This is a genomic window from Paracidovorax oryzae ATCC 19882 (genome assembly GCF_000687165.1).
In the GTDB taxonomy this organism is placed as follows: domain Bacteria; phylum Pseudomonadota; class Gammaproteobacteria; order Burkholderiales; family Burkholderiaceae_C; genus Paracidovorax; species Paracidovorax oryzae.
Map to the genome: position 1 here is coordinate 230172 of NZ_JMKU01000005.1, position 26070 is coordinate 256241.

Consider the following 26070-nt stretch of genomic DNA (forward strand, 5'->3'; position numbering starts at 1 on the left):
CGAGCAACGATTCCACCCGAAATCCAAAGCGCCAGCGCCCTCACCCCGGAGCGCCCATCGCCGGCTGCCCCTGTGCTGCTCCGGAACGAAAGGCCGCGGAGCAGGCCAAGCCAGCAGACGCCGCGGAACCGGCTTCGCCGGGCCGCTGGCGTCGTCCCCCCTCCCGCAGGAGAGGGGGGAAGGCGCGCAGCGCCTCAGGGGGGTGTTCGTCACTCATACCCGAAAGAGCGCACCCGTGCCTCGTCGTCGGCCCAGCCAGAGCGCACCTTCACCCATACTTCCAGGAACACCTTCGCGTCCATCAGCCGCTCCATTTCCTGGCGCGCCTCGGTACTGATGCGCTTCAGGCGTTCGCCCTTGTCGCCGATCACCATGGCCTTGTGGCTGTCGCGCTCCACCACGATGGTGGCCGCCACGCGGATGAAGCGCTTGTGCGTCTTGCTGGGCTCTTCCTCCATCTTGTCGATCACGACGGTAGAGGTGTAGGGCAATTCGTCGCCGGTGAAGCGGAAGAGTTTCTCGCGCACCGTCTCGCTTGCGAGAAACTTCTCGCTGCGGTCCGTCAGCTCGTCTTCGCCATAGAACCAGGGCTGCTCGGGCAGGTACTTGGCGCAGATGCCGAACAGCCGCTCGATGTCGCCCTTGTTCTTGGCCGACATGGGCACGAACTCGGCGAACGGATGGCGTTCCTGCATGCCCTTGAGCCAGGGCGCGATCTCGGCGCGGCGGTGCACCTCGTCGAGCTTGTTGGCGATCAGCAGCGTGGGGATGCCGGGCTTGAAGAGCGACAGCACCTTGGCGTCGGCCAGCGTGAAGCTGCCTGCCTCGACCACGAAAAGGATCAGGTCCACGTCGCCGATCGCGCCCATCACCGTCTTGTTGAGCGACTTGTTGAGCGCCGTGCTGTGCCGCGTCTGGAAGCCGGGCGTGTCGACGAAGACGAACTGCGTGCCTTCGCGCGTGCGGATGCCGGTGATGCGGTGGCGCGTGGTCTGCGCCTTGCGCGAGGTGATGCTGATCTTCTGCCCGACCAGCGCGTTCATGAGCGTGGACTTGCCGACGTTCGGCTTGCCCACGATGGCGATGAGGCCGCAGCGCTGCGGGCCCTGCACGGCGGTGGCCTCCGCGACGGCTCCAGTGCCGCCCGGCTTGGCGGGCGCAGCGCCCGGTCGTGCCGCGGCCAGCATGGCCTCCAGGTCGTCCTGGGGAGCGGCAGGGGTAGCGGGGTTGCCGGAAGCGGGGGGAACGGAGGAATTCATGGGTGTTTCGCTTTCAGGGTGGCCAGCATGGCGGCGGCGGCAGCCTGTTCGCCCGCCCTCCGCGATCCGCCGATGCCGCGCTCGGTCAGGCCCAGTTCCGGGATATCGCATTCCACGTCGAAGGTCTGACGGTGGGCGGCCCCCACCGTGGCGACCACGCGGTACTGCGGCAGCTTCATTTTGCGGCCCTGCAGCCACTCCTGCAATGCGGTCTTGGCATCCTTCTCGGCCGCCTGCATGCGCGGATTGATCTCCACGTCCTGGTAGAGCCGGTGCACCAGTGCCTCGGCACACTGGTAGCCGGCATCCAGATAGACGGCGCCGATCAGGGCTTCCAGGGCATCGGCCAGGATGGACGGGCGCTGCTTGCCGCCGGACTTCGTCTCGCCCTCGCCCAGGCGCAGAACCTGCGGCAGCTGCAGGCCCAGGGCCAGACCGTGCAGGGCCTCCTGGCGCACCAGGTTGGCCCGCACCCGGGAGAGATCGCCTTCCGGCAGGTCGCGCAGGCGCTGGTAGAGCAGGCTCGATACGGCCAGATTCAGCACCGAATCGCCGAGAAACTCCAGGCGTTCGTTGTGGTCGGCCGAGAAGCTGCGGTGCGTGATGGCCCGCTGCAGCAGGGATGGATCGGAGAAGGCATGCTGCAGGCGGTCCTGCAGGGCGGAAAGACTGGGTGAAACCAAAACAGAGAAGGAAGGAGAAAAAGGGTCAGTTGGTCTGCTCGTGGAAGCGGTACACGAGGTAGGCGGGGCCGACGAGCGCGATCTCTCGCGAGTAGCTGAAGGACACCACGATCTTGTCGTTGCGCTTCGTCACTTCGAGGTCCTTGCCGGTGATGGAGCTGATGTCGTCGATGGCGGCTGCCCGGTCGAAGGAGGCCCGCACCTCCGGCACCGTGGACGCCTCGCGCGCTGCCTTGGCAGCCGCCTTGCGGATGGCCTGGTACTCCAGGAAGATGGGTACGGACTGGCCGCCGATGGCGAAGGCGGCCACCGCGAACACGGCGAGGAACACCAGGCCGATGAAGGACAGGCCGCGCTGGCGGGATCGCCGGACCGCCCGCGGGGCGTTCGATGCGGAGCGAGGCAGGTGGTGCTGATGCAGACCCATGGTCCGGACCCTCTTCTGAGCTTTAGGTATGTATTGGGGAGCGCCGCGGTCCGCGGCAAGCCGCTACTGGAAACCGCCGATGCGCTTCAGGTTGCTGAAATTCATCCACACGAAGAAAGCCTTGCCGACGATGTTCGCATCGGGCACGAAGCCCCAATAGCGTGAATCAAGCGAATTATCGCGGTTGTCGCCCATCATGAAATAGTGGCCCTCGGGCACCTTGCACACCACCCCCTCCACGCTGTAGCGGCAATTCTCGCGGAAAGCGTAGTCGCTGGCCCCCTGGATGAATGCCGGCACGTCGGGGTTGTTGATCATGCGGTGCGGCTTGGCGCCCAGGTGCTCGTCGTACTGCTTGAAGTAGCGCATCGTGTCCTCGTCGAGGAAATCGGGCAGCGCCGTGGTCTCGACCGGCTTGCCGTTCACCGTGAGCCGCTTGTTCAGGTAGGCGATCTCGTCGCCCGGCACGCCGACCACGCGCTTGATGTAGTCCATGCTGGGCTGCGGCGGATAGCGGAACACCATCACGTCGCCGCGCTGCGGCGGCGTGCCCTGCGTGATCTTCTTGTTGATCACCGGCAGGCGGATGCCGTAGGTGAACTTGTTCACGAGGATCAGGTCGCCCACCAGCAGGGTCGGGATCATCGATCCGGAGGGGATCTTGAACGGCTCGAAAAGGAACGAGCGCAGCACGAAGACGATGGCGATCACCGGAAAGAGTCCCGCCGTCCAGTCCAGCCACCACGGCTGCATCAGGATGCGGTCCTTCGTCTCCTGCACGTCGCCATCCACCTTGGCGATGCCCATGCGGTCCAGCTCGGCGCGCCGCTGCACGGCCGCCTGCTCGATGGCCTGGGCCGCGCGGCGGCGCCGCGGCAGGAAGACGAAGCGCTCGGCCAGCCAGTAGGCGCCGGTCACCACCGTCGCCAGCAGCAGCAGCAGCGCGAAATTGCCCTCGATGGCACCCACGTACCAGGCGCCCACGTAGCCGACGAAGGCCGCCAGGATGGCGGCGGTCACATATTGCATGGCTTGCATCGGATCACTCCTCCACTTGCAGGATGGCCAGGAAGGCTTCCTGCGGCACTTCGACGGAACCGATCTGCTTCATGCGCTTCTTGCCCGCCTTCTGCTTCTCGAGAAGCTTGCGCTTGCGGGTGATGTCACCCCCATAGCATTTCGCCAGCACGTTCTTGCGCAGGGCCTTGATGGTCTCGCGCGCGATGATGTTCGCGCCGATGGCCGCCTGGATCGCCACGTCGAACATCTGCCGGCTGATGATCTCCCGCATCTTGGCAGCCACCGCGCGGCCGCGGTAGGCCGACTGGCTGCGGTGGACGATGATGGACAGCGCATCCACCTTCTCGCCGTTGAGCAGGATGTCCACCTTCACCACGTCGGAGGCGCGGTACTCCTTGAACTCGTAGTCCATGGACGCATAGCCGCGCGACACCGACTTGAGCTTGTCGAAGAAGTCCAGCACGATCTCGCCCAGCGGCAGTTCGTAGGTCAGCATGACCTGCCGGCCGTGGTATGCCATGTTCAGCTGCACGCCGCGCTTCTGGTTGGCCAGCGTCATCACCGGACCGACGTATTCCTGCGGCATGTAGAGATGCACGGTCACGATGGGCTCGCGGACTTCCTGGATGCGACCCTGGTCCGGCATCTTGGAGGGGTTCTCCACCATGATGACCTCGCCGTCGCCCTTGACCACTTCATACACCACGCTGGGCGCGGTGGTGATGAGGTCCTGGTCGAACTCGCGCTCCAGGCGTTCCTGCACGATCTCCATGTGCAGCAGGCCCAAGAAGCCGCAGCGGAAGCCGAAGCCCAGCGCCTGCGACACCTCGGGCTCGAAATGCAGCGAGGCGTCGTTGAGCTGCAGCTTCTCCAGCGCGTCGCGCAACTGGTCGTATTCGCTGGCCTCGGTCGGGTAGAGGCCCGCGAACACCTGCGGCTGGATTTCCTTGAAGCCGGGCAGCGCCTGTTCGGCCGGGCCCAGGTTGTTGGGCAGCTTCTTCTCCAGCGTGATGGTGTCGCCCACCTTGGCGGCCTTGAGTTCCTTGATGCCGGCGATGATGTAGCCCACCTCGCCCGCGTTCAGCGCATTGCGCGACTCGTTGGCGGGCGTGAAGACGCCGAGGTTGTCGGCGTTGTACGCCGCACCCGAGGCCATCATCTTGAAGCGCTCGCCCTTCTGCAGCCTTCCATCGACCACGCGCACCAGCATCACGACGCCCACGTAGGGATCGAACCAGCTGTCGATGATCATGGCGCGCAGCGGCGCATCGGGATTGCCGCGCGGCGCCGGCACCTTGGCGACGATGAGCTCGAGGATCTCGTCGATGCCCATGCCGGTCTTGGCGGAGCAGGGAATCGCATCCGTCGCGTCGATGCCGATCACGTCCTCGATCTCGGCCTTGGCGTTGTCGGGATCGGCCTGCGGCAGATCCATCTTGTTGAGCACGGGCAGCACTTCCACGCCGAGGTCCAGGGCGGTGTAGCAGTTGGCCACCGTCTGGGCCTCCACACCCTGCGAGGCATCGACCACGAGCAGTGCGCCCTCGCAGGCGGACAGCGAGCGGGAGACCTCGTACGAGAAGTCCACGTGGCCGGGCGTATCGATCAGGTTGAGGTTGTACACCTGCCCGTCTTTGGCCTTGTATTGCAGCGCGGCGGTCTGGGCCTTGATGGTTATCCCACGCTCTTTTTCGATGTCCATCGAATCGAGCACCTGTGCTTCCATCTGGCGCTCTTCCAGGCCGCCGCAGCGCTGGATCAGGCGGTCGGCGAGCGTCGATTTGCCGTGATCAATGTGCGCAATGATCGAAAAATTTCTGATGTGATTCATCAACGAGAAGCGACAAGTAGTTGAATTAGAACGGCGCGCACAAGAAAAAAGGGCGCGTCAAGTGGTGACGCGCCCTGAACCAACAATCTTTGGCAACTGCGATGGTTGGAGCTTCATTGTAGGCAAAAAGGCCGACAGGGAAAGCCCGCATCATGACCCGCAGGGCGCGTTGCCACCCTGCAACGCAGTATTTATGCACAGCTTATTCACAATATGCCGACACATCATGAGAACAACTTGTGGGCGATCTGTGGAACACCTGTGCATGAAAAGGGGCGATCCCATATGGTGATGTTACCGGCTTTGCATATGCAGACATGCCCCTGAAAACGTGCAGCATTCTATCCAAATGCATAGATAGAACTTTTTTCCCGCCCCTGCGTGTTCAAAGCCCCCGCCCAGAGGGGGATCACCGGCTGCGGAAAGGCCCCAATTCCCACTCCAGGATGGGGCCTTTGCCTTTCATTGCCGCGTCTTACCGGCTCGGCCGGATGACGGCGTACTGGGTCCAGTCACCCCGGCGGAAAAGCACATTGATGGGCTTGGACTTGTCCGCCTTGGCCAGGACGGCATCGAAGTCCTTCATGCTGGAGACCTCGGTGTTGGCAACCCCCAGGATCACGTCGCCCTCCCGCAGGCCTGCCCTGGCCGCCGCATCGGTCACGCCCGTCACGCGCACTCCGCCCTTGACCTTCAGTTCCTTCTTCTGGGCATCGGTCAGGTCGGCGGCCGCGAGGCCGAGCTGCATTGCGGCAGGCGACGCCTTGGGCTTCGCGCCGCGGTCTCCGGCTGCGGCCGTCGGCTTGTCGTCGGGCTCCACCTCCGCCACCGTGATGGGCAGTTCCTTCGTGGCACCGCGCCGGAACACCGTCACGGTGCTCTTGTTGCCGGGCTTGGTGTTGCCCACCAGGCGCGGCAGGTCGGAAATCTTCTCGATGCTCTTGCCATCGAAGCGGGTGATGATGTCACCAGCCTCCACGCCAGCCTTGTCGGCCGGAGAGCCGGTTTCCACGCCCGTCACCAGCGCGCCCTGCGTCTTGCCCAGGCCGATCGATTCCGCCACATCCTTCGTGACCTGGCCGATCTGCACGCCGATGCGTCCGCGGGTCACGCGCCCCGTGGCCCGCAATTGGTCGCTCACGCGGATGGCCTCGTCGATCGGGATGGCGAAGGAGATGCCCATGAATCCGCCGGAGCGCGAGTAGATCTGGCTGTTGATGCCCACGACCTCGCCGCGCATGTTGATGAGCGGGCCGCCCGAATTGCCGGGGTTGATGGCCACATCCGTCTGGATGAACGGCAGGTAGTCGCCCGTGTCGCGCTGCTTGGCGCTCACGATGCCGGCGGTGACCGTGTTCTCGAGGCCGAACGGCGAGCCGATGGCCATCACCCATTCACCGACGCGCAGCCGGTTCATGTCGCCGACCTTCACCGCGGGGAGCCCCGTGGCGTCGATCTTCACCACCGCCACATCGGTGCGCTTGTCCGAGCCCACGATCTTGGCCTTGAACTCCCGCTTGTCGGTCAGCGTGACCAGCACTTCCTGCGCGCCCTCCACCACGTGGGCGTTGGTCATCACGTAGCCGTCGGAGGTGAGGATGAAGCCGGAACCCACGCCGCGCGGCTGCTCGTCGTCCGGGCGCTGGGGGCGCTGCTGGCGCGGCGCGCCCGGCATCGGCAGGCCGAAGCGCTTGAAGAACTCCAGCATCTCCTCGTCCATCCCATTCGCGGAGGAACGGTCGGGCGCTTTCTCGATGGTCCGGATGTTCACCACCGCCGGGCCGACCTGGTCCACCAGGTCGGTGAAGTCCGGCAATCCCTGCACCACCGGGGGCGGGCTGGCCGTGGCGGCCTGCGCGTGCAGCGCACCGGCGGGGACCAGGGCGACGGCTCCGGCTGCAGCGAGGGAGCGGACGAGTGTCCGGAAACGCGATGGGTTACACGGCATGGAGAACATGAAAGACCTTTCTTTCTTTTCGGGGCAAATCGCCGATGTTGTGCAAAAACGCATGCGAAGGTGTGAAGGACAAGGCCGTGTTTGGTTCCCGGCGCCACGGCGGGCATCCACCGGCCGCGCGCGGATCAACGCGCGGGCTCGATCTGCTCCACCAGTTGCCGCAGGGTCTCCTGCGGCACCTCGCCTACGGCGGTGAGCCAGGTGGAGCCTCCGCCCACCCGCTGCGCCAGGGTCTGGGTGGCGCCCATGTCCATGCGGCGCGGCTCGCCGGCGTGGCGCGCGGCGTCGTAGGGCTCGAAGAACAGGGAGACCGTTGCCAGGCCGTCCGAGAAAATGCACTGCAGGGGCGGCATGGGCATCCTGGCCAGCACGGCCGGATCCCGCTTGTAGCAATCGCCAGGGACAAAGCCGGCCACCGGCCTGCTCAGTTGCCACCCAGCCTCCCGTGCCGTCGTCTTCACCAGCGGAAGGGCCAGCAGCCGGAACCCGCGGGTATCGTCCATCTGCGCCGCCAGCTGGGGCACGGTGGGCGGCGTGTCGAAGTCGATCTGCGAGAACGCGGCCTGCTCCAGCACCTGGCCGCGCAGGCCCAGCGTCTGCAACTTGACGACCAGGCCGCTCGGCTGCGCCATCCAGATGCGGTATCCGAAGCGCAACCCGTCGCGGGGCTCCAGCCACAGGATGCGGGCATCCTGGCCCGCCACCCGGTCGCTGCCGAGGAACCGGGCCCGGTAATGGCGCAGCACGGCACTGCTTTCGGCCTGCGGCAGATGGGGAAACAGGCCCGGCATGTCCCGCCGCTCTTCCTTCACCACCTGCGCCCGCGGCAGGAAAGTTCGCACCAGATCGTCCTTGCGGAACACGGTGCGCGGCGAGCCATCCAGGGCCTCGATGCGCTCGATCTGCACCTTGCCGTCCGTGGCGTGCCAGATGCGCGAACTGGTCATGCCCCCTGCGGAAGACCAGACCACGAAGCTCCCGCGGTAGCTCTGCTCTCGCGATGCCCGGTGGATGCGCTCCACCCAGTCGTCGATCTCGGCGCGGACCTCCGGGGCGGAAGCGGCCGATGATCCAGTCCGGACCATGGCACCGGCACCGGCGCTGCCGTCCCCGGTGCCTGCCCAGGCGCCGGGCCACGGGGCGCATGCCAGCCATGCCGCCAGGCCCGCCACGGCCTTCGCCCGGTGACCGCACCGGGCCCACTTCCACCAGCCACCGGCGTTGCGCGGACCTGCCAATCCTGATCTCCGGTATTGCAAGCGCTCAGCGCTGGGGCGTCTCGAAGGTGGCATTGCGCAGGAAACCTGCCGGCATCTGGAGCGCGGAAGCACCTCCGTACTGGCGGTGCGCTGCCAGCAGCTCGTCCAGGCGCGGGTCGCGCAGCATCACCTGCGGTTCGCCCGAGGGATCCGTTGCGGACACCAGCGTCGTGGCGGCAGGCGCCTCCAGGCGGGCCGGCGCGGCAGCCAGCCGGGTTTCGCCACCGGCCGGCAGCCCGCCGGACAGGCCACTCCAGCCCAGCACGCCGACCGCGGCCAGCGATGCCATCCCGGCGACCATCTTCCAGCGGAACACGGCAGCATTCGCCGCCTCGCCCTGGGCCTGGACCGCAGGAGCGAGGGGGACCGCGGCGTCCGGCAGGGCCACCTCGGCGGCCGGCCGCCCTTCCCGTGCCAACTGGGCCATCACGCGATCGGCCAGCACAGTGCTTCCAGGACGGGCCAGCTCCGGGGAGCGCAGCACATCGCCGATCAGGTGATAGACGGCCCAGGCCTCCTGGCCTTCGGCGGTCTGGGCATAAGTGAAGGCTTCGCCCCACTCGGCCTCGCCGATGCCGCCGTCGGCCAGCGCGGAAAGCTGCTCACGCATTGTCGGATCGTCTTTCATGCTTCTCACCTGCTATCGTCCTTGGGCCGGCACGCCGCCCCGGCTCCCCGGGCACGCCTGCGTCACCAGCGCTTGCCTGTCTGCTTTTCCAGCAATGGCCGCACCCGGGCGGAAATCGCCTCCCGGGCACGGAATATCCTCGATCGCACCGTTCCTATGGGGCACTGCATCACCTCGGCGATTTCCTCATAGGTCAGGCCTTCGATCTCGCGCAGCGTGACCGCCTGGCGCAGATCCTCCGGCAACGCTTCCATGGCCGTGTTGACCGCCGCGGCGATCTCCTGCGCGGCCATCACGGTTTCCGGCGTTTCGTCGGTGGTTAGTTCGTGTCCGATACGGGAAGTTTCATCCTCGTCTTCTCCTCCGCGCAATGCGTTCTCGGAAATGACGGGATTGCGCTTGATGTCCATCAAGGCCTTCTTCGCCGTGTTGACCGCGATGCGGTAGAGCCAGGTGTAGAACTGCGCTTCTCCGCGGAACTGGTGCAGTGCACGGTAGGCACGCAGGAAGGTTTCCTGGGCGATGTCCTGCACCAGGTCCGAGTCGCGCACCATGCGGCCGATGAGGCGTTCGATGCGGCGCTGGTACTTCACGACCAGCAGCCCGTAGGCCCGCTGGTCGCCGGACACGGTGCGCTCCACGAGCTGGAGGTCGCTGTCGGCAGGGGAAGGCGGGGGCAGGGAAGCGTTCATGTATTCGTGAGCTCACGCATCGAGGCGATGAGCAGGGGGCATCGTCGGCCCCTGGGCTGCGGGCTCCCGTCTGGGGCGCGAATATACCGCACGGCGCAGCGCGGCCCATCCGGGGGCATGGCGGCCCGGCTCGAGGCCCAGCCATGCCCGCCGGCCATCCTGGCCTACGAGGCGAACCAGCAGGAACCGCTGCAGATCCAGCGCCACCTCCAGCCGCCCGCATACCGGGGGATGCGCCCTGCCACGGTCCAGGCGCCACAGCAGCCCATCCCATGCCACGACTCCGGACGGCCACCGGGACGCCGCATGCCAGCCCTGCAGCAGGACCACGCTCCACAGCACCATTGCGCAGGCGGCAGTCCGGACGGATCCGCCGCTTCCGAGGAGCGCCCATGCCGAACACGCCATGAAGCCCGCGAGACCGGCCCCGAGCACCCAGCTGCGCACACGGTGCCCTGCGCCTGCGGGATGGCGCAATACCGGAGCGAGGAACTCCTCCTGCGCGGAATCGGCCATGGATGCAGGTGCCTCGGAGCCGTGACGGCGGTGCAGCCGTCAGATGCGCCGGAAGACCAGCGTGCCGTTGGTGCCGCCGAAGCCGAAATTGTTCTTCACCGCGACGTCCATCTTCATGTCCCGCGCAGTGTTGGCGCAGTAGTCCAGATCGCACTCCGGATCCTGCTCGAAGATGTTGATCGTGGGAGGCACCTTCTGGTCATGCAGCGCCAGCACGGTGAACACGCTCTCGATGCCGCCGGCACCGCCGAGCAGGTGGCCGGTCATCGACTTCGTCGAGCTCACCACCATGTTCCGGGCATGGTCGCCCAGCGCCGCCTTGATCGCATTGGTCTCGTTCAGATCGCCCAGGGGCGTCGAGGTGCCATGTGCGTTCAGGTAATCGACCTCGTCGGCATTGATGCCGGCATTGCGCAGGGCCGACAGCATGGCACGCCGCGGGCCGTCCATGTTGGGGGCGGTCATGTGGCCGGCGTCCGCGCTCATGCCGTAGCCGGACAGCTCGGCATAGATCTTCGCGCCGCGGGCTTTCGCATGCTCGTACTCTTCCAGCACCAGCACGCCGGCACCTTCTCCCAGCACGAAGCCGTCGCGGTCCTTGTCCCACGGACGGGATGCCGTGGCGGGATCGTCGTTGCGCGTGGACAGCGCGCGCATGGCAGCGAACCCTCCCACACCCAGGGGCGAGACCGTGGATTCCGTGCCGCCGGCGACGATCACGTCGGCGTCGCCATACTCAATCTTGCGGGCGCCCTCGCCGATGCAGTGCAGGCCCGTGGTGCAGGCGGTGACCACCGAGAGATTCGGCCCCTTGAAGCCGAAGCGCATGGAAACATGCCCTGCCACCATGTTGATGATGGACGCGGGAACGAAGAAGGGAGTGATGCGACGCGGGCCGCGGTTCTCCAGCTCCGCATGCGTGTTCTCGATCAGCGGCAGGCCGCCGATACCCGAGCCGATGATACAGCCGATCCGGGTGGCCAGCTCCTCGTCCAGGGCTTCGCCCACAGGCAGGCCCGCATCGCGCACGGCCTGCTCCGCTGCGGCTATGCCGTAGTGGATGAAGCTGTCCATCGTGCGCGCATCCTTGGCGCTGATATAGGCATTCAGGTCGAAATCCTTGACCTCGCCAGCAATCCTGCAGGCAAAGTTCGAAGCATCGAACTTGGTGATGAGGCCAATGCCGGACTGACCGGCAAGGATTCGGGCCCAGGCTTCCGCCACCGTGTTACCGACGGGGCTGACGCAACCCAGGCCGGTCACGACGACGCGACGACGGCTCATGCGCTAAGACTCTTTCGTGCTGATACCGGACCGCAGGGCGATCCGAGGGGAAGGCGAGACCGCAGGCTCAGGCCTTCTGGTGGGTGTTCGCGTAGTCGATGGCGTTCTGCACCGTCGTGATCTTCTCTGCGTCTTCGTCAGGGATCTCGATGCCGAACTCGTCTTCCAGCGCCATCACCAGCTCCACCGTGTCGAGCGAGTCGGCACCCAGGTCGGCCACGAAAGCCTTTTCATTGGTGACTTGCGACTCTTCCACGCCGAGTTGCTCGGCGATGATTTTTTTGACACGTGCTTCGATATCGCTCATGGTTTCCCTTTGGGGGTTGTGAATGAATCCGCGATTCTAGCCGTATCGGGATACACCTCGAAATGGCTCGCCGGGCGGAACAACCGGCGTCAACTTTCATCAATTACATGTACATGCCGCCATTGACATGCAACTCCTGGCCGGTCACATAACCTGCGTCGTCCGAAGCGAGGTAGGCGACGGCCTTGGCGATGTCCGATGGCTGGCCCATGTGGCCCAGCGGGATCTGCGTCTGCAGGGCCTTGTGCTGCTCTTCGGAGAGCTCGGCGGTCATGTCGGTGCGGATGAAACCGGGGGCCACGCAGTTCACCGTGATGCCGCGGCTGCCCAGTTCGCGGGCCAGCGAGCGCGTCATGCCGGCAAGGCCTGCCTTCGCCGCGGCGTAGTTGGCCTGGCCCGGATTGCCGGAGGCGCCTACCACGCTCGTGATGTTGACGATGCGTCCGTAGCGCTGCTTCATCATCGGCCGCATCACGGCGCGGCAGGCCCGGAACACCGCCTTGAGGTTCGTGTCGAGCACGGCATCCCAGTCGTCGTCCTTCATGCGCATGGCGATCTGGTCGCGCGTGATACCGGCGTTGTTGACCAGCACATGCAGGCCGCCCTGCTCTTTCACGATGCCGTCGATCAGTGCGTCCAGCGCCGCGGCGTCGTTCACGTCGAGGGCGGCACCACGGCAGCCTGCGTGCGCGGACAGCGCCTGGGTGATGCGTTGCGCGCCGTCTTCGGTGGTGGCCGTGCCGATGACGCGGAAGCCCCGCGCCGCCAGTTCGGCGGCGATGGCGGCACCGATGCCGCGGGAGGCCCCCGTCACCAGAGCGATGCGGGTGGTGTTGTCGGAAGAATTCGAAAGGGTCATGGTGTCTCTCCGGGCAGCCGTCTCAGGCCAGCAGTTCGCGGGTTTCCTGCAGGGATGCGGGGTCGTACACGGAGCCGGCCACCAGGGTCGCGTCGATGCGCTTGGCCATGCCCGTGAGCACCTTGCCGGGGCCGCACTCGATCACGTGGGTTGCCCCCAGTGCCTTGAGCGCGCCGATGCACTCCACCCACCGCACCGGGCCGAAGGCCTGGCGATAGAGCGCATCGCGGATCGCGCCCGCATCCTGCACCACGGCCACGTCGATGTTGTTGACCACGGGGATGCGGGGAGCGGCCAGGGACAGGCCGGCCAGTGCCTCGCGCAGCTTCTCGGCAGCCGGCTTCATGAGGCTGGAGTGGAATGGCGCGGACACGGGCAGTGGCAGCGCGCGCTTGGCGCCCGCAGCCTTGAGCATCTCGCAGGCCTTCTCGACGCCCGCCTTGGTGCCGGCGATCACGGTCTGGGCCGGATCGTTGAAGTTCACGGCCTCGACGACGTCCGCGCCGCCAGCCCCGAAGGCGGCGGTGGCCTGGGCGCAGCCCTCGATCACCTTCGCGGATTCGAGCCCGAGGATGGCTGCCATGGCACCCACGCCCACGGGCACGGCTTCCTGCATGGCGGAAGCGCGCAGCCTCACCAGCGGAGCTGCCTGCGACAGGGTGAGCACGCCGGAGGCCACCAGGGCGGAATATTCACCCAGGGAGTGCCCGGCCACCGCGGCAGGTTGCGCGCCGCCTTCCGCGAGCCAGACGCGCCAGGCCGCCACGCCGGCGACCAGCATCGCGGGCTGGGTGTTGGTGGTCAGCGCCAGGGCTTCCTTGGGGCCTTCATGGATCAGGCGGCCGACGTCCTCGCCGAGTGCGTCGGAGGCCTCCTGGACGGCTTCGGCCACGGCGGGATGGCCGCTCCAGGCGTCGAGCATGCCGACGGATTGCGATCCCTGTCCGGGAAAGACGAATGCGAAGTTCTTCGTGGTCATGAGGGAAATTCAGGTCGTAAGAGGCACCGGGGCCGCGCGTCGGCGCAGCCGCGGCAGGCCTCACAGCGTGAGCAGCACGGCGCCCCAGGTGAAGCCGCCCCCCACGCCTTCGAGCAGCAGGTTCTGGCCGGGACGGGTCTGGCCGGAGCGCACGGCATGGTCGAGCGCCAGGGGAATGGATGCAGCCGACGTATTGCCATGCTGGTCCACCGTGACCACCACCTTGTCCATGGGCAGGCCCAGCTTCTTGGCCGTGCCCTGCATGATGCGGATGTTCGCCTGGTGGGGAATCAGCCAGTCCACGTCCGACTCCTTCAGGCCGGCCTTGTCCAGCACGGCGCGGGCGGCCTTGTCGAGCACGCCCACGGCCAGCTTGAACACCGCCTGGCCATCCATCTTGAGCAGCGGGTCGCCAAGGATCTGGCCGCCGTACACGTTGCCCGGCACGCACAGGATGCCGACATGCCTGCCATCCGCATGCAGGTCGCTCGCGAGGATGCCCGGCGTCTCGGAGGCCTCCAGGACCACTGCGCCCGCACCGTCGCCGAACAGCACGCAGGTGGTGCGGTCGTTGAAGTCGAGCAGCCGGCTGAACACTTCGGAGCCCACGACGAGGGCGCGGCGGGCACCGCCCGAGCGGATCATGGAATCCGCCACCGTCAGCGCATAGATGAACCCGCTGCACACCGCCTGAACGTCGAATGCGGGGCAGCCATTGGCGCCCAGCTTGTTCTGGAGGATGCACGCAGTGGAAGGGAAGACCATGTCCGGCGTGGACGTGGCGACGATGATGAGGTCGATGTCCGCAGGCTGCAAGCCCGCGGCATCCAGCGCCTGCCGCGCCGCCTCCAGCCCCAGATCGCTACTGCACACGTCCCGCTCGGCGAAATGCCGGGCGCGGATGCCCGTGCGCTCCACGATCCACTGGTCCGAGGTCTCAACGCCCCGCCCGGCCAGTTCGGCCACGAGGTCGGCGTTGGTCAGACGGCGCGGGGGCAGGCTGCTGCCGGTGCCTGTGATGCGGGAATAACGGCTCATTCATTGGGGCCCGAAACGGTCCGTCAGGGCGACGGCTGCGCGGCGGCGGGCCCCAGCAGGGGCGCGGCATGCGCAACCCGCGAACGGACTCGATCGAGCAGGTTGTTGCGGGCCGCATCATACGCGCGGATCAAAGCCTGCTCGAACGCCAATATGTCAGCGGACCCGTGGCTCTTGAAGACGAGCCCCCGCAGCCCGAGCAGCGCCGCACCGTTGTAACGGCGGTGGTCCATGCGCCGCATCAGCGCAGATAGCACCGGATAGGCCACAACTGCCGCGATTTTCGTGAAGATGCCGCGTTTGAACTCCTGCTTGAGTGCGCCGACGATCATCGATGCGACGCCCTCGCTGGCCTTGAGCGCCACGTTGCCCACGAAGCCATCGCACACGACGATGTCCACGGTGCCCTTGAATATGTCATTGCCTTCCACGTTGCCATAGAAGTTCAGGTCACCGGATTCGGACGCGGAGCGCAGCAGCTCGCCGGTGCGCTTGATGACTTCATTGCCCTTGATGACCTCTTCGCCAATGTTGAGCAGGCCGACCGCAGGCTCTTGCGCACCCTCGTGCAGCGCCGACACCAGGGCCGCGCCCATGACGGCGAACTGCAGCAGATGCTCGGCACTGCAATCCACGTTGGCGCCCAGGTCCAGCACGGTGGTCGCACCGCCCCGGGCATTGGGCATCTGGGTGGCGATGGCGGGCCGGTCGATGCCGTCCAGGGTCTTCAGGAGGTAGCGCGCGATCGCCATCAGTGCACCGGTATTGCCCGCCGACACGGCGACCTGGGCTGCACCGTCCTTCACCTGCTGAATCGCCACGCGCATGGAGGAGTCCTTCTTGCGGCGAAGGGCCACCTCCACGGGGTCGTCCATCGAGACGACCTCACTGGCCGGGACGACCTGGGCACGCTCGTGCGCGAACCCGCCCAGGCTCTCGGGCCGGCCCACCAGCAGCAGCCGCGCTTGCGGATGGTGTTCGAGGAATTGGCGGCAAGCCGCCAGCGTGACGCGGGGGCCGTGATCGCCCCCCATGCAGTCGACAGCCAGTGTGATCATGGGCGACTCGCCGGATCGCACGCGAGCGGGATCCGGAAAAAAGAAGCAGCGGACAAAACAAAGGCCCGCGCTACCGCATGTGTAGCAGCGGGCCTCGGCGCGCGGGCGAAGATCAGGCTTCGGACTTGTTCTTCAGCACCTGACGACCACGGTAGAAGCCGTTGGGGCTGATGTGGTGGCGCAGGTGGGTTTCGCCGGTGGTGGGCTCGACAGCGATGCCGGGCACGTTCAGGGCGTTGTGCGAACGGTGCATGCCGCGCTTGGAAGGGGACTTTTTGTTCTGTTGAACAGCCATGGTGGCTCCTGGTCTTGAAAGGGTGGGTTGGTAAAAACGCGATCAGCCCATTGAAGACACGAGGGGATTCGCGCGAAGCCCATGATTATAGCCCAAATGGTTTTTCAACCCCCAGGCTTGCCGGTCTTGAGGGATGCGAGCGCAGCGAAGGGGTTCGGCTTGTCCGCGCTGGCCTCCTCGAAATCCTCGTCGCTGGAGGCCATCCGCACGGGGGCAGGACATTCGTCGTGCCGCGGCACGAGCGGCAGCGCCATGAGGAGTTCGTCCTCGATCAGTTCACGCAGGTTGAATTCGCGGCTCAGGGCCAGCAGGTCTTCCTCGCTCTCGTCGTCGAGCGCCTCGGCCGTGGCCTCGTCGGCAACGAACCGGAACTCGCGATCGACCTCCAGGGGGACGTCCACCGGCCCGAGGCAGCGCTGGCAGGTCATGGGGAAAGCAGCGCGCACCCGCAGCCGCAGCCAGATCTGGCCACCGATGCCGTGCGTGGTCCGCACTTCGCCGTCGGCCGTCCAGTCCACGAGCAGGTCAGGGTGCAGCCCTTTGGCCTCCTGCGCCAGTCGCTCGTATTTCAGGAGCGAATCATGGCCGGACAGATGACCGCCCGCCTGCGCGAATGCCTTGACGTCGAGGCGCTGGGGAGAGAATTCCTTGGTCATGCCGGCAGTGTAAGAGAATCGCCGCCATGTCTGCCCCCGCCCCCCCTCTCCGCCCACTGGTACTGGGCTCCACCTCCCGCTACCGGCGCGAACTGCTCGCCCGGCTGGGAGTGCCTTTCGACGTTTCCGCGCCCGATGTGGACGAAACCCCTCAACCCGGCGAGTCTCCGCGCGATCTGGCCCTGCGGCTCGCGCAGGCCAAGGCGCGCGATGTGGCGCGGCGCCACCCCGATGCGGTCGTCATCGGCTCCGACCAGGTGGCGGACCTGTCCGGCTCCCCGCTCGGCAAGCCGGGCACCCATGAGCGGGCCGTGGCCCAGCTGCAGCGCATGCGCGGCCGGACCGTGGTGTTCCAGACGGCCGTGACCGTGGCCTGCGCCGCCACGGGTTTCGAGGCCACCGATCTCGCACCGGTGGAAGTGCGCTTCCGGGATCTCTCCGATGAAGAGATCGAGCGCTATCTGCGCGCCGAACAGCCCTATGACTGCGCGGGCAGCGCCAAGAGCGAAGGCCTGGGCATCAGCCTGCTGGACGCCATCGTGAGCGACGATCCCACGGCGCTGGTGGGCCTGCCGCTGATCCGCACGTGCCGCATGCTGCGCGACGCGGGCCTGGTGCTGCCATGACGGAGCAGGCCCGCCCTCCCCTGCCACCCGGTGCGGCCGGCACGTCCCGCGGCACGCTGTATCTCGTCCCGGCCCCCCTGGATTTCGGGTGCGACGAACAGGCACCGCTGGAGGATGCCCTTCCCGCGGGCACCCTGCGGAAGGCGGCAGGCATCACCCACTGGATCTGCGAGAACGCGAAGAGCACGCGCGCCTACCTCAAGCGCATCGATGCGCTCCACCCGCTGGCGGCGCCACTGCAGGAACAGTCCATTACCGAATTGCCGCGCGAGGTCCACAAGAAGGGGGACCACCAGGGAGCCCCCGGTGGCGCGGCCGGTTTCGATGCCAGCCCGTTGCTGGCCGCGGCGATGGCGGGCCACGACATGGGGCTGGTCAGCGAGGCAGGGATGCCCGCCGTGGCGGACCCCGGCAGCTCGGTGGTGCGCGCGGCCCATGACCTGGGCGTGCGCGTGGAGCCGCTCACCGGTCCCGTCTCGCTGCTGCTCGCCCTGGCGGCCAGCGGCCTCAACGGCCAGAACTTCGCGTTCAACGGCTACCTGCCGCAGGATGCGGCCCAGCGCACGCAGCGCATCCGGGAACTGGAGGCGCTGGCGCTGCGGCAGGGGCAGACACAGCTGTTCATCGAGACACCCTATCGCAACCCTGCGCTGTGGCAAGCCCTGGTCAAGACGCTGCAGCCCCACACCCGGCTGGCATTCGCCAGCGGCCTGACCCTGGCCAGCGCCCGCACGGCCAGCCAGCTCGTGCGCCACTGGCGCCAGCAGCCGGAGGCGCTGGACAGCCGCACGCCCGTCGTGTTCGCCATCGGACGGTGATCTCCGGCGGGAACGAAAAAGAGGCGCCGCGGCGCCTCTTTTTCTTGCGGGAGGGAACCCGCCTGTTCAGCGCACGGCCGGCAAGCTGGCACCCAGGGCGCGGATGGCGGTTTCGCCCATGGCGGCGCCGAACTTCTTCACCAGGCGCTCGGCCACGTTGTCCCGGCGCGTGTAGTCGATGATGTCCTCGGCCTTGACGACTTCGCGGGCCACGTAATCGAGGTTGCCCAGGTGGTCGGCCAGCCCCATGTCGACGGCCTGCTGGCCCGTCCAGAACAGGCCGCTGAACGTGTCCGCCGTGGGCTTGAGGCGATCGCCCCGCCCTTTCTGGACCACGTGGATGAACTGCTGGTGGATCTGGTCGAGCATGGCCTGTGCATAGGTACGCTGCTTCTCGGACATCGGGCTGAACGGATCGAGGAAGCCCTTGTTCTCGCCCGCCGTGAGCAGGCGGCGTTCCACGCCGAGCTTTTCCATGGTGCCGGTGAAGCCGAACCCGTCCATCAGCACGCCGATGCTGCCCACGATGCTGGCCTTGTCCACGAAGATCTGGTCGGCGCCGGCCGCGATGTAGTAGGCAGCCGATGCGCAGGTTTCCTCGACCACCGCATAGACCGGCTTGTTGTACTTGGCCTTGAGCCGGATGATCTCGTCGTTGATGATGCCAGCCTGCACGGGGCTGCCGCCAGGGGAGTTGATGAGCAACACCACGGCCTGGGAGCCGGAGTCCTCGAAGGCGCTGCGCATGGCAGCGACCACGAATTCCGCGCTCGCCTCTGCACCGGACGCGATCTCGCCCTTGATGTCCACCACGGCGGTGTGCGGCGTGCTTTTGCTGGGCGTCGTAACGTCGCGCGCAAGCAACACCCAGGCCACGGCGACCAGGAAAACCAGCCATGCCATGCGGGTGAAAACACGCCAGCGGCGCGCTGAGCGCTGTTCGGAGAGGGTGGCGAAGACGAGTTTTTCCAGCACCTCACGCTCCCAGCCAGGGGGCCTGTCGGCCGCGGCCGGGGTGTCTTTCGCTATTTTTTCAGGAGCACTCTGGGCCCACAGGTCAGGCGTGGGCGACGGATCAGCTTCCAGGCCGGAGGGTTCTTTCCGGGTCGGATCGGTCATGGGATGTCTCAGAATTCCACGGGTTGCAACTGGGAGCCAGTATGCCAGCGCACCACTCCGGACTCTTCCGAAATTGCGATCTTCACCAGTCCGCCACGGCAGGGGCCGCCCGCACAGGCGCCGGTGTCGGGGCGGTAGGCCGCGCCATGCGAGGCGCAGAGCAGCCAATGCCCCGTGTCATCGAAGAAGCGGTTGGGCTGCCAATCCATCTCCATGGGCACATGGGTGCACTGGTTCAGGTAGGCATGGACCTGCCCCTGGTAGCGGATGGCGAAGGCACGGCAGGACTGCCCGGCCCACACGACATCAAATGGAACGGCATCGCCGCCCTCCCGCAGCGCGTCGCTCGGGCACAGGGGAATGGCCGGTCCCGGGACATCGGTCATGTTCGGCCCTCCAGGGTGCGCCGGTGCGATCAGCCGTTGCGCACCAGCCAGTCGTGCAGGTCGGCCACGGAATGGGCGACGTGCAGCGGCTCCAGCGCATGGAATCCGGAGGGCTCGTGCGCTCCGTAGCTCACGCCCACGCCGGCACAGCCGGCCGAGCGGGCCATCTGCAGGTCGTGGGTGGTGTCGCCGATCATCAGCAGCCGCCCGGGCGGCACGCCGAACTCCGCCATCAACTCCTGCAGCATCAGGGGATGCGGCTTGCTGGCGGTCTCATCGGCCGTCCGGGATCCATCGAACATGCCCCGCAGCGAAACCGTGTGCAGGACTTCGTCGAGCCCCCGGCGGCTCTTGCCTGTGGCCACGGCCAACAGGTGGCCGGAGGCGCGCAGGTCTTCCAGCATCGGCAGCACCCCCTCGAAAAGGCTCAGGTCGTTCTGGTGGCGCGCGTAGTGGTAGCCGTAGCGGCTGCGCAGTTCCGCATGCTTTTCGCGCGGCACGTGGGGTGCTGCATGCGCCAGTGCCTCCATCAGCCCCATGCCGATCACCCAGGCGGCATCGCGGTCGCTGGGCACCTGCCCGCCCACGTCGCGCACGGCATCCTGGATGCAGCGCACGATGATGGCGGTGGAGTCGAACAGGGTCCCATCCCAGTCGAAGGCGATGAGGTCGAAGCGGCGGGCACGGGTGGCGGACATGGGGCGGCGGGCGTCAGGTGGGAGCGGGAGCGGGAGCGGCGGGCAGGAAGCCGGACAGCTCCGCCGGCAGTTCGGCATGCAGTTCGACGCGCTCGCCGCTGGCGGGATGGCTGAACTGTAACCGCCATGCATGCAGGAACATGCGGCGCAGGCCGTGCTTCTGGACACGGCGGTTCAGATCGAAGTCGCCGTATTTGTCATCGCCCACGATCGGGTGGCCCCGGCTGGCCAGGTGGACCCGGATCTGGTGGGTGCGGCCGGTCTTGATCGTCACTTCCAGCAGCGCCATGGCGGGCAGCCCCTCGGTCGGCCGGGCCGGTACGCGGCTGCGCACCTTCACGAGGGTGATGGAGCGCATGCCGTCGGGATCGACTTCCGTGGTCACGCGCACGCGGCGCTCGCCGTCGGCCTGCAGGTACTTGTGCAGGGGGGCGTCGATGACCTTCAGGCGCTCCGGCCACTCGCCCGACACGAGGGCCAGGTAGGTCTTGCCGGTTTCGCGCTCGCGGAACTGGTCCTGGAGGTGCGTGAGCGCCGAACGCTTCTTGGCCACGAGCAAAATGCCCGAGGTTTCCCGGTCCAGGCGGTGCACCAGCTCCAGGAAGCGCGCCTGCGGGCGCGCCTGGCGCAATTGCTCGATGACGCCGAAGCTCACGCCGCTGCCTCCATGCACGGCCACGCCGGCGGGCTTGTCCAGGGCGATCAGGTGCTCGTCCTCCAGCAGCAGGGGAAACTCCCTGGCCGGCGCGGGCCGCTCCGCCTTGGCAGCCACCTTATCGGAAATGCGCACGGGCGGCACGCGGACCACGTCACCGGCCTCGACGCGGGTGTCGGCCGCGGCCCGCCCCTTGTTGATGCGGACCTCGCCGCTGCGGATGATGCGGTAGACGTGCGTCTTGGGCACGCCCTTGAGCTCACGTATCAGAAAGTTATCCAGCCGCTGCCCCGCGGACTCGGCATCGACCTCCACCCAGCGCACGGCCACGGCACCCGGTTCGGAGTCGGCGGGGGGACGGCCGGGTGCCGGTTTGGCCCCTATAATGTGTTTCACCTGTGCGACGTTGTGTAAGTGGTTGATTTGTCTGGAGTTTAGTCCACGCGATCCAACACGCCGTACAGGAAGGTCGATGCCAACGGGCGTCGTGCGCGCAGATTGCAGGCCGGTTGCCTGCGAAGGCCCGCATGCCACCCGGCCCGGCTGACAAATTGAAACACCCAAACGGAATCCCCAACCGGCAGGCCGCCTCTCCACGGAGATCGCCCCTGCCGCGGATCAAAGCGAAAAACATGTTGGCGCTGATGGCTTGGATCATGGCACTGTGGCAGGGGCAGAAGCCCCTGGCGCGGGCCGTCCGCATGCCCGACGTGCCCGCATGGCGCGCCCTGCCGGCGACATTCTTCCCGGCCAGGAAGCGCGCTTCCTTCATCGCCCCCATCCACGCCCCACCACCCCGGCTGCCGAGCTAGTCAACAGCTTCGCGGCCGCCTGGCTTTCAGCGGCAATTCCCTTCGTTTCAGTGCGTCGGCCCCTGGCATCCATGGCTCCTGAAGAGCCTGTGTCAACGGTTGAACCCGGGACGCATGCAGCCCCTGTGCTGCGCGGCGTCCCGCACCCATACGAAGAAGGAAACGCATCATGAAGCGGATGCTCATCAATGCCACGCAGCCCGAAGAACGGCGCCTTGCCATCGTGGACGGCCAGAAGCTGCTGGACTACGAGATCGAGATCGAGGGGCGCGAACAACGCAAGGGCAACATCTACAAGGCGGTCGTCACCCGTGTCGAGCCCAGCCTGGAAGCCTGCTTCGTGGATTACGGCGAGGACCGCCACGGCTTCCTGCCCTTCAAGGAAATCTCCCGCCAGTATTTCGCCGAGGGCGTCTCGCCCAGCCAGGCCCGCATCAACGACGTGATCCGCGAAGGCCAGGAACTGCTGGTCCAGGTCGAGAAGGAAGAACGCGGCAACAAGGGCGCGGCCCTGACCACCTTCGTGTCGCTGGCCGGCCGCTACGTGGTGCTGATGCCCAACAACCCGCGCGGCGGCGGCGTGTCGCGCCGCATCGAGGGCGAGGACCGCGCCGAGCTCAAGGAGGCGATGGACCAGCTCGAGTACCCGAAGGGCATGAGCATCATCGCGCGCACCGCCGGCATCGGCCGCTCGGCGCCCGAGCTGCAGTGGGACCTAAACTACCTGCTCAAGCTCTGGACCGCCATCGACGGCGCCGCCAGGGGCGGCAAGGGTGCCTTCCTGATCTACCAGGAATCCTCGCTGGTGATCCGCGCGATCCGCGACTATTTCAACAACGACATCGGCGACATCCTCATCGATACGGACGACATCTATGAACAGGCGCAGCAGTTCATGTCGCACGTCATGCCCGAGCATGCCGCCAAGGTCAAGCGCTACCGCGACGACGCGGCGCTGTTCAGCCGCTTCCAGATCGAGCACCAGATCGAGTCCGCCTATGCCCGCACGGTAACCCTGCCCTCCGGCGGCGCCATCGTGATCGACCATACGGAAGCGCTGGTGTCCGTGGACGTGAACTCGGCCCGCGCCATCAAGGGTGGCGACATCGAGGAAACCGCCACCCGCACCAACCTGGAAGCCGCCGACGAGGTGGCCCGCCAGATGCGCCTGCGCGACCTGGGCGGCCTGATCGTGATCGACTTCATCGACATGGAGGAGAGCAAGAACCGCCGCGAGGTCGAGAACCGCCTGCGCGACGCGCTGCGCCACGACCGCGCCCGCGTGCAGTTCGGCACGATCAGCAAGTTTGGCCTCATGGAGATGAGCCGCCAGCGCCTGAAGCCGTCGCTCAGCGAAGGTGCGCACATCCGCTGCCCGCGCTGCGACGGCACCGGCCACGTGCGCGACACGGAAGGATTCTCGCTGCAGATCCTGCGCATGATCCAGGAAGAGTCCATGAAGGACAACACGGCCGCCGTGCACTGCCAGGTGCCGGTGGAAGTGGCTTCGTTCCTGCTGAACGAGAAGCGCACCGAGATCGCCAAGATCGAACTCAAGCAGCGCGTGAGCGTGCTCATGGTGCCCAACAAGACCATGGAGACGCCCAAGTACAAGCTCGAGCGCCTCAAGCACGACGACCCACGCCTGGACCACATCGCCGCAAGCTACAAGCTGGCCGAGGAGATGGAAGACCCGACCACGGTGACGCGCCGCTCCCAGGAGCCGACAAACAAGCAGACCCCTGTGATCAAGGGTGTGCTGCCCGATGCGCCCGCCCCGATCGCCGAGCCGCGCCCCGAAACGCCGCGTACGGCAGGCCCGCGCAACGGCTCGCACGCGGCCGCCGCGCCCGCCCCGGCACAGGCGCCTGCACCAGCCCCCGCTCCGGCACCGGCGGCCCCGCAGGAACAGGGCTTCTTCGCTTGGCTCAAGAGCCTCTTCGGCTTCGGACCGAGCACCGCTCCGGCACCGGTGTCCGCGCCGGTAGCGGCGCCGGCTCCCGCGCCTGCCGCCGATGCCCCGCGTGACGGACGCCGCGGAGGCCGGCGCGGCGGACGCGACGGCAACGGTGGCGGCCGCGACGGGCAGCGCGATAACGGTGGCGCGGAAGGCCGCGGACGCCGTGGCGAGCGCGGAGAGCGCCCCGAGCGCGCCGAAGGCGAAGCGCCGCGCAACGGCCGGGGTCCGCGCGATGCCGAGGGCCGCGAAGGCCGGCCGGCACGGGAACGCGATCGCGACCGCGAAGGTGGACGCGAGAACGGACGCGATGCATCCCTTCGCTCCGAAGGAGATCACGCGCCCCGCAATGGCCGCGAAGGCCGTGAAGGCGGCCGCGGCCGCGAACGCCGGGAGACCGGTGACGCTCCGCGCCAGCAGCCGCTGGGCACGGACGCCGGCATGGCGGCAGCCCAGGACGTCGGTATCGAAGGCCAGGGTGCCGCACCGCAGGAGCGCGGCGAGCGGGGTCCCCGCAACGGCGAGCGCCGGGAGCGCCGTGAACGCGGCGGCGACCGCCGTCCGCGCGCAGAGGAAGGCCAGGCCGAGTTCGTGGATACGTCCCCGATGGCCTCGTTGCCCGATCTGGACCTGACCGGCGGCGAAGCCGGCGGCCCGGCCGCGGGCTCCGCCTCGGGCGAGGAGCCGCGCCGCGAGCGGAGGTCGCGTGACCGCTACGGACGTGACCGCCGGGAGCGCGCACCGCGCGAAGGCGCCGAGGCGGAATCCGCACCGGTGGACGAATCCACCACGGCGCAGGCCGTGCAGGACGTGGCGGGGGAAGACGCTGCCCAGGAAGCGCCGCGCCGCAGCTACTTCAGCCAGGGCGGCAGCGCACCGGTGCCCGTCGCCGCGACGGCGGCTTCCGAAGCAGCGCCGCACGGCGAGGCCCCTGCGGAACCTGCGCAGGCCCCGGCCGGCATCCCGGCGGCAGCGCCGGCACCTGCAGTCGCCACGGCCGTGACCCCGGCGCCTGCGCCCGCTCCGGTCGCCACGCCAGCGCCTGCGCCGGCCGCAGCAGCCGCCGTGCCGGGACTGCCACGCGTGCAGGCCTTCCAGCTGCCGGTGGATGAGCTGAACCGCATCGCCGAAAGCTCGGGCCTGCAATGGGTGAACTCCGACGCGGAGAAGATCGCCGCCGCCCAGGCAGCGATCGCCGCGGAGCCCCGCCCGGTGCACGTGCCGCGCGAGCGGCCCCCGGCCGTCGTGCTGGATGAAGGTCCGCTGGTGCTGGTGGAGACCCGCCGCGACCTGCGCGACCTGAAGCTGCCGTTCGAACAGCAGCCTTCGTCCGTCGCCTGACGGGCCCTGACGGCCGGCGACGCCATGTGCATGGCGCCGCCGGCCGTCCGCATTTTTACGCACCATCCGTTCGCCCCGAGGGAATCCGCACCGATGCTGTTCCTGCTGTCTCCCGCCAAATCCCTGGATTACGACACCCCGCTGCCGCCAGGGCTGGCCCACACCCTTCCCCCTTTCATTCCCGAATCCACGCAGCTCATCGGCGTGCTGCGCGAGAAGTCTCCGCAGGAGCTCGCGTCCCTGATGGATATCAGCGACGCGCTGGCCGGACTCAATGCCGCGCGCTATGCCGCATGGTCGCCGCGGTTCACGGCCGACAATGCCCGCCAGGCGCTCTTCGCGTTCAACGGCGATGTCTATGAAGGCCTGGATGCCCGGAGCCTGGACGGCGACGGACTGCGCTGGGCACAGGACCATCTCGCCATCCTGAGCGGCCTCTACGGCGTGCTGCGCCCCCTCGACCGGATGCAGCCCTACCGCCTGGAGATGGGCACGCGGCTGGCCACCGGGGCCGGTGCCAACCTCTACCGGTTCTGGGGCAAGCGCATCGCGGAACACCTGAACCAGCGCCTCGCGGCCGACGCGACGCCGGTGGTGGTGAACCTGGCATCACAGGAATACTTCAAATCCGTGGACACCGCCGTGCTGAAGGCCCGCGTGATCGAATGCGTATTCGAGGACTGGAAGGGCGGCCGCTACAAGATCATCAGTTTCCATGCCAAGCGCGCCCGCGGTCTGATGGCGCGCTATGCCATCCAGCACCGCGTGGTGGCGCCCCGCCAGCTGGAAGGTTTCGATCTCGAGGGCTATGCGTTCGACGCATCCACCTCGGCGCAGGACCGCCTCGTCTTCCGCCGCAGGGACGCTGGCTGAGACGCGCCCTAAAAACCGCACTCCGCAGCCGTGTTTG

The 26070-nt window shown here is 67.4% G+C and carries 26 protein-coding genes; 4 read left to right on the plus strand and 22 right to left on the minus strand.

Going from position 1 to position 26070, the window contains the following annotated elements:
- Window positions 1-209: 209 nt before the first annotated feature.
- The 18 genes from era to T336_RS0104685 form a co-directional block, all read right to left on the minus strand.
- Window positions 210-1259 carry a GTPase Era gene (gene era, locus T336_RS0104600; RefSeq protein ID WP_026431663.1) on the minus strand — a complete coding sequence of 350 codons (1050 nt, stop codon included), beginning with the start codon at window positions 1257-1259 and terminating at the stop codon, window positions 210-212.
- Window positions 1256-1942, minus strand: coding sequence for a ribonuclease III (rnc, locus tag T336_RS0104605; RefSeq protein ID WP_019703684.1), 687 nt, complete (start codon window positions 1940-1942; stop codon window positions 1256-1258). The genes era and rnc overlap by 4 nt, the downstream gene beginning before the upstream one ends.
- A gap of 25 nt (window positions 1943-1967) precedes the next feature.
- Entirely contained in the window at window positions 1968-2369 is a 402-nt protein-coding gene (locus T336_RS0104610) for a DUF4845 domain-containing protein (protein WP_019703683.1), read from the minus strand.
- A 63-nt stretch (window positions 2370-2432) separates the two neighbouring features.
- Window positions 2433-3407, minus strand: a complete 975-nt coding sequence (lepB, locus tag T336_RS0104615; RefSeq protein ID WP_019703682.1) for a signal peptidase I — start codon at window positions 3405-3407, stop codon at window positions 2433-2435.
- 4 nt (window positions 3408-3411) lie between these two features.
- Window positions 3412-5220, minus strand: a complete 1809-nt coding sequence (gene lepA / locus T336_RS0104620) for a translation elongation factor 4 (protein ID WP_019703681.1) — start codon at window positions 5218-5220, stop codon at window positions 3412-3414.
- 475 nt (window positions 5221-5695) lie between these two features.
- The gene (locus T336_RS0104625) at window positions 5696-7177 is read right to left on the minus strand and encodes a DegQ family serine endoprotease (protein ID WP_026431664.1); all 1482 of its coding nucleotides are present in this window, start codon (window positions 7175-7177) and stop codon (window positions 5696-5698) included.
- A gap of 125 nt (window positions 7178-7302) precedes the next feature.
- The gene (locus T336_RS0104630; protein WP_035225312.1) at window positions 7303-8262 is read right to left on the minus strand and encodes a MucB/RseB C-terminal domain-containing protein; all 960 of its coding nucleotides are present in this window, start codon (window positions 8260-8262) and stop codon (window positions 7303-7305) included.
- Window positions 8263-8440: 178 nt separating this feature from the next.
- Window positions 8441-9064 (minus strand): sigma-E factor negative regulatory protein, encoded by a 624-nt coding sequence (locus T336_RS0104635; protein WP_026431666.1) that lies wholly within the window; start codon window positions 9062-9064, stop codon window positions 8441-8443.
- A gap of 62 nt (window positions 9065-9126) precedes the next feature.
- Entirely contained in the window at window positions 9127-9756 is a 630-nt protein-coding gene (gene rpoE, locus T336_RS0104640; protein WP_013593661.1) for an RNA polymerase sigma factor RpoE, read from the minus strand.
- A gap of 12 nt (window positions 9757-9768) precedes the next feature.
- Window positions 9769-10272 carry a hypothetical protein gene (locus T336_RS0104645; RefSeq protein ID WP_026431667.1) on the minus strand — a complete coding sequence of 168 codons (504 nt, stop codon included), beginning with the start codon at window positions 10270-10272 and terminating at the stop codon, window positions 9769-9771.
- Window positions 10273-10311: 39 nt separating this feature from the next.
- Entirely contained in the window at window positions 10312-11556 is a 1245-nt protein-coding gene (fabF, locus tag T336_RS0104650) for a beta-ketoacyl-ACP synthase II (RefSeq protein ID WP_019703676.1), read from the minus strand.
- Window positions 11557-11623: 67 nt separating this feature from the next.
- The gene (acpP, locus tag T336_RS0104655) at window positions 11624-11863 is read right to left on the minus strand and encodes an acyl carrier protein (RefSeq protein WP_003058049.1); all 240 of its coding nucleotides are present in this window, start codon (window positions 11861-11863) and stop codon (window positions 11624-11626) included.
- Between the two features lie 103 nt (window positions 11864-11966).
- The gene (fabG, locus tag T336_RS0104660; RefSeq protein WP_026431668.1) at window positions 11967-12722 is read right to left on the minus strand and encodes a 3-oxoacyl-ACP reductase FabG; all 756 of its coding nucleotides are present in this window, start codon (window positions 12720-12722) and stop codon (window positions 11967-11969) included.
- A 22-nt stretch (window positions 12723-12744) separates the two neighbouring features.
- On the minus strand, window positions 12745-13701 hold the full coding sequence (gene fabD / locus T336_RS0104665; protein ID WP_019703674.1) for an ACP S-malonyltransferase: 957 nt from the start codon (window positions 13699-13701) through the stop codon (window positions 12745-12747).
- Window positions 13702-13761: 60 nt separating this feature from the next.
- Window positions 13762-14739, minus strand: coding sequence for a beta-ketoacyl-ACP synthase III (locus T336_RS0104670; RefSeq protein WP_026431669.1), 978 nt, complete (start codon window positions 14737-14739; stop codon window positions 13762-13764).
- 23 nt (window positions 14740-14762) lie between these two features.
- Window positions 14763-15797 (minus strand): phosphate acyltransferase PlsX, encoded by a 1035-nt coding sequence (gene plsX, locus T336_RS0104675; RefSeq protein WP_019703672.1) that lies wholly within the window; start codon window positions 15795-15797, stop codon window positions 14763-14765.
- Window positions 15798-15909: 112 nt separating this feature from the next.
- Window positions 15910-16092 carry a 50S ribosomal protein L32 gene (gene rpmF, locus T336_RS0104680; protein WP_005794249.1) on the minus strand — a complete coding sequence of 61 codons (183 nt, stop codon included), beginning with the start codon at window positions 16090-16092 and terminating at the stop codon, window positions 15910-15912.
- Between the two features lie 104 nt (window positions 16093-16196).
- A complete protein-coding gene (locus T336_RS0104685; RefSeq protein WP_019703671.1) occupies window positions 16197-16748 on the minus strand; it encodes a YceD family protein in 552 nt (183 codons plus the stop codon).
- A 26-nt stretch (window positions 16749-16774) separates the two neighbouring features.
- Between T336_RS0104685 and T336_RS0104690 the strand changes: the two genes are divergently transcribed.
- Together T336_RS0104690 and T336_RS0104695 are read left to right on the plus strand one after the other, a co-directional pair.
- Window positions 16775-17374, plus strand: coding sequence for a Maf family protein (locus T336_RS0104690; RefSeq protein ID WP_026431670.1), 600 nt, complete (start codon window positions 16775-16777; stop codon window positions 17372-17374).
- Window positions 17371-18192, plus strand: coding sequence for an SAM-dependent methyltransferase (locus T336_RS0104695; RefSeq protein ID WP_019703669.1), 822 nt, complete (start codon window positions 17371-17373; stop codon window positions 18190-18192). Before T336_RS0104690 ends, T336_RS0104695 begins: the two co-directional genes overlap by 4 nt.
- Window positions 18193-18258: 66 nt before the next feature.
- Here T336_RS0104695 and T336_RS0104700 read toward each other — a convergent pair whose 3' ends face one another.
- From T336_RS0104700 to T336_RS0104715, 4 genes are read right to left on the minus strand one after another with little or no spacing between them, the layout of a single operon-like run.
- Window positions 18259-19311: a S49 family peptidase gene (locus tag T336_RS0104700; protein ID WP_019703668.1), complete on the minus strand. Its 1053-nt coding sequence runs from the start codon at window positions 19309-19311 to the stop codon at window positions 18259-18261.
- Window positions 19312-19319: 8 nt separating this feature from the next.
- On the minus strand, window positions 19320-19697 hold the full coding sequence (locus T336_RS0104705) for a Rieske (2Fe-2S) protein (RefSeq protein WP_019703667.1): 378 nt from the start codon (window positions 19695-19697) through the stop codon (window positions 19320-19322).
- A gap of 29 nt (window positions 19698-19726) precedes the next feature.
- Window positions 19727-20395, minus strand: a complete 669-nt coding sequence (locus T336_RS0104710) for an HAD-IA family hydrolase (protein WP_019703666.1) — start codon at window positions 20393-20395, stop codon at window positions 19727-19729.
- A 13-nt stretch (window positions 20396-20408) separates the two neighbouring features.
- Window positions 20409-21446, minus strand: a complete 1038-nt coding sequence (locus T336_RS0104715) for an RluA family pseudouridine synthase (protein WP_019703665.1) — start codon at window positions 21444-21446, stop codon at window positions 20409-20411.
- Window positions 21447-22031: 585 nt separating this feature from the next.
- Here T336_RS0104715 and T336_RS0104725 point away from each other — a divergent pair.
- Window positions 22032-25160: an Rne/Rng family ribonuclease gene (locus tag T336_RS0104725; RefSeq protein WP_026431672.1), complete on the plus strand. Its 3129-nt coding sequence runs from the start codon at window positions 22032-22034 to the stop codon at window positions 25158-25160.
- A gap of 93 nt (window positions 25161-25253) precedes the next feature.
- A complete protein-coding gene (gene yaaA, locus T336_RS0104730) occupies window positions 25254-26033 on the plus strand; it encodes a peroxide stress protein YaaA (RefSeq protein ID WP_026431673.1) in 780 nt (259 codons plus the stop codon).
- The last annotated feature ends 37 nt before the right edge of the window (window positions 26034-26070 follow it).

Bases quoted from the DNA above. Each gene is read 5' to 3' on its own strand.
- fabD (WP_019703674.1), bottom strand. From the start codon at position 13,701: ATGACCACGAAGAACTTCGCATTCGTCTTTCCCGGACAGGGATCGCAA.
- lepA (WP_019703681.1), bottom strand. From the start codon at position 5,220: ATGAATCACATCAGAAATTTTTCGATCATTGCGCACATTGATCACGGC.
- T336_RS0104645 (WP_026431667.1), bottom strand. From the start codon at position 10,272: ATGGCCGATTCCGCGCAGGAGGAGTTCCTCGCTCCGGTATTGCGCCAT.
- T336_RS0104610 (WP_019703683.1), bottom strand. From the start codon at position 2,369: ATGGGTCTGCATCAGCACCACCTGCCTCGCTCCGCATCGAACGCCCCG.
- lepB (WP_019703682.1), bottom strand. From the start codon at position 3,407: ATGCAAGCCATGCAATATGTGACCGCCGCCATCCTGGCGGCCTTCGTC.
- rpmF (WP_005794249.1), bottom strand. From the start codon at position 16,092: ATGGCTGTTCAACAGAACAAAAAGTCCCCTTCCAAGCGCGGCATGCAC.
- T336_RS0104690 (WP_026431670.1), top strand. From the start codon at position 16,775: ATGTCTGCCCCCGCCCCCCCTCTCCGCCCACTGGTACTGGGCTCCACC.
- fabG (WP_026431668.1), bottom strand. From the start codon at position 12,722: ATGACCCTTTCGAATTCTTCCGACAACACCACCCGCATCGCTCTGGTG.
- T336_RS0104670 (WP_026431669.1), bottom strand. From the start codon at position 14,739: ATGAGCCGTTATTCCCGCATCACAGGCACCGGCAGCAGCCTGCCCCCG.
- T336_RS0104630 (WP_035225312.1), bottom strand. From the start codon at position 8,262: ATGGTCCGGACTGGATCATCGGCCGCTTCCGCCCCGGAGGTCCGCGCC.
- acpP (WP_003058049.1), bottom strand. From the start codon at position 11,863: ATGAGCGATATCGAAGCACGTGTCAAAAAAATCATCGCCGAGCAACTC.
- T336_RS0104710 (WP_019703666.1), bottom strand. From the start codon at position 20,395: ATGTCCGCCACCCGTGCCCGCCGCTTCGACCTCATCGCCTTCGACTGG.
- yaaA (WP_026431673.1), top strand. From the start codon at position 25,254: ATGCTGTTCCTGCTGTCTCCCGCCAAATCCCTGGATTACGACACCCCG.
- T336_RS0104700 (WP_019703668.1), bottom strand. From the start codon at position 19,311: ATGACCGATCCGACCCGGAAAGAACCCTCCGGCCTGGAAGCTGATCCG.
- rpoE (WP_013593661.1), bottom strand. From the start codon at position 9,756: ATGAACGCTTCCCTGCCCCCGCCTTCCCCTGCCGACAGCGACCTCCAG.
- T336_RS0104625 (WP_026431664.1), bottom strand. From the start codon at position 7,177: ATGTTCTCCATGCCGTGTAACCCATCGCGTTTCCGGACACTCGTCCGC.
- T336_RS0104725 (WP_026431672.1), top strand. From the start codon at position 22,032: ATGAAGCGGATGCTCATCAATGCCACGCAGCCCGAAGAACGGCGCCTT.
- T336_RS0104695 (WP_019703669.1), top strand. From the start codon at position 17,371: ATGACGGAGCAGGCCCGCCCTCCCCTGCCACCCGGTGCGGCCGGCACG.
- T336_RS0104705 (WP_019703667.1), bottom strand. From the start codon at position 19,697: ATGACCGATGTCCCGGGACCGGCCATTCCCCTGTGCCCGAGCGACGCG.
- plsX (WP_019703672.1), bottom strand. From the start codon at position 15,797: ATGATCACACTGGCTGTCGACTGCATGGGGGGCGATCACGGCCCCCGC.
- fabF (WP_019703676.1), bottom strand. From the start codon at position 11,556: ATGAGCCGTCGTCGCGTCGTCGTGACCGGCCTGGGTTGCGTCAGCCCC.
- T336_RS0104685 (WP_019703671.1), bottom strand. From the start codon at position 16,748: ATGACCAAGGAATTCTCTCCCCAGCGCCTCGACGTCAAGGCATTCGCG.
- T336_RS0104635 (WP_026431666.1), bottom strand. From the start codon at position 9,064: ATGAAAGACGATCCGACAATGCGTGAGCAGCTTTCCGCGCTGGCCGAC.
- era (WP_026431663.1), bottom strand. From the start codon at position 1,259: ATGAATTCCTCCGTTCCCCCCGCTTCCGGCAACCCCGCTACCCCTGCC.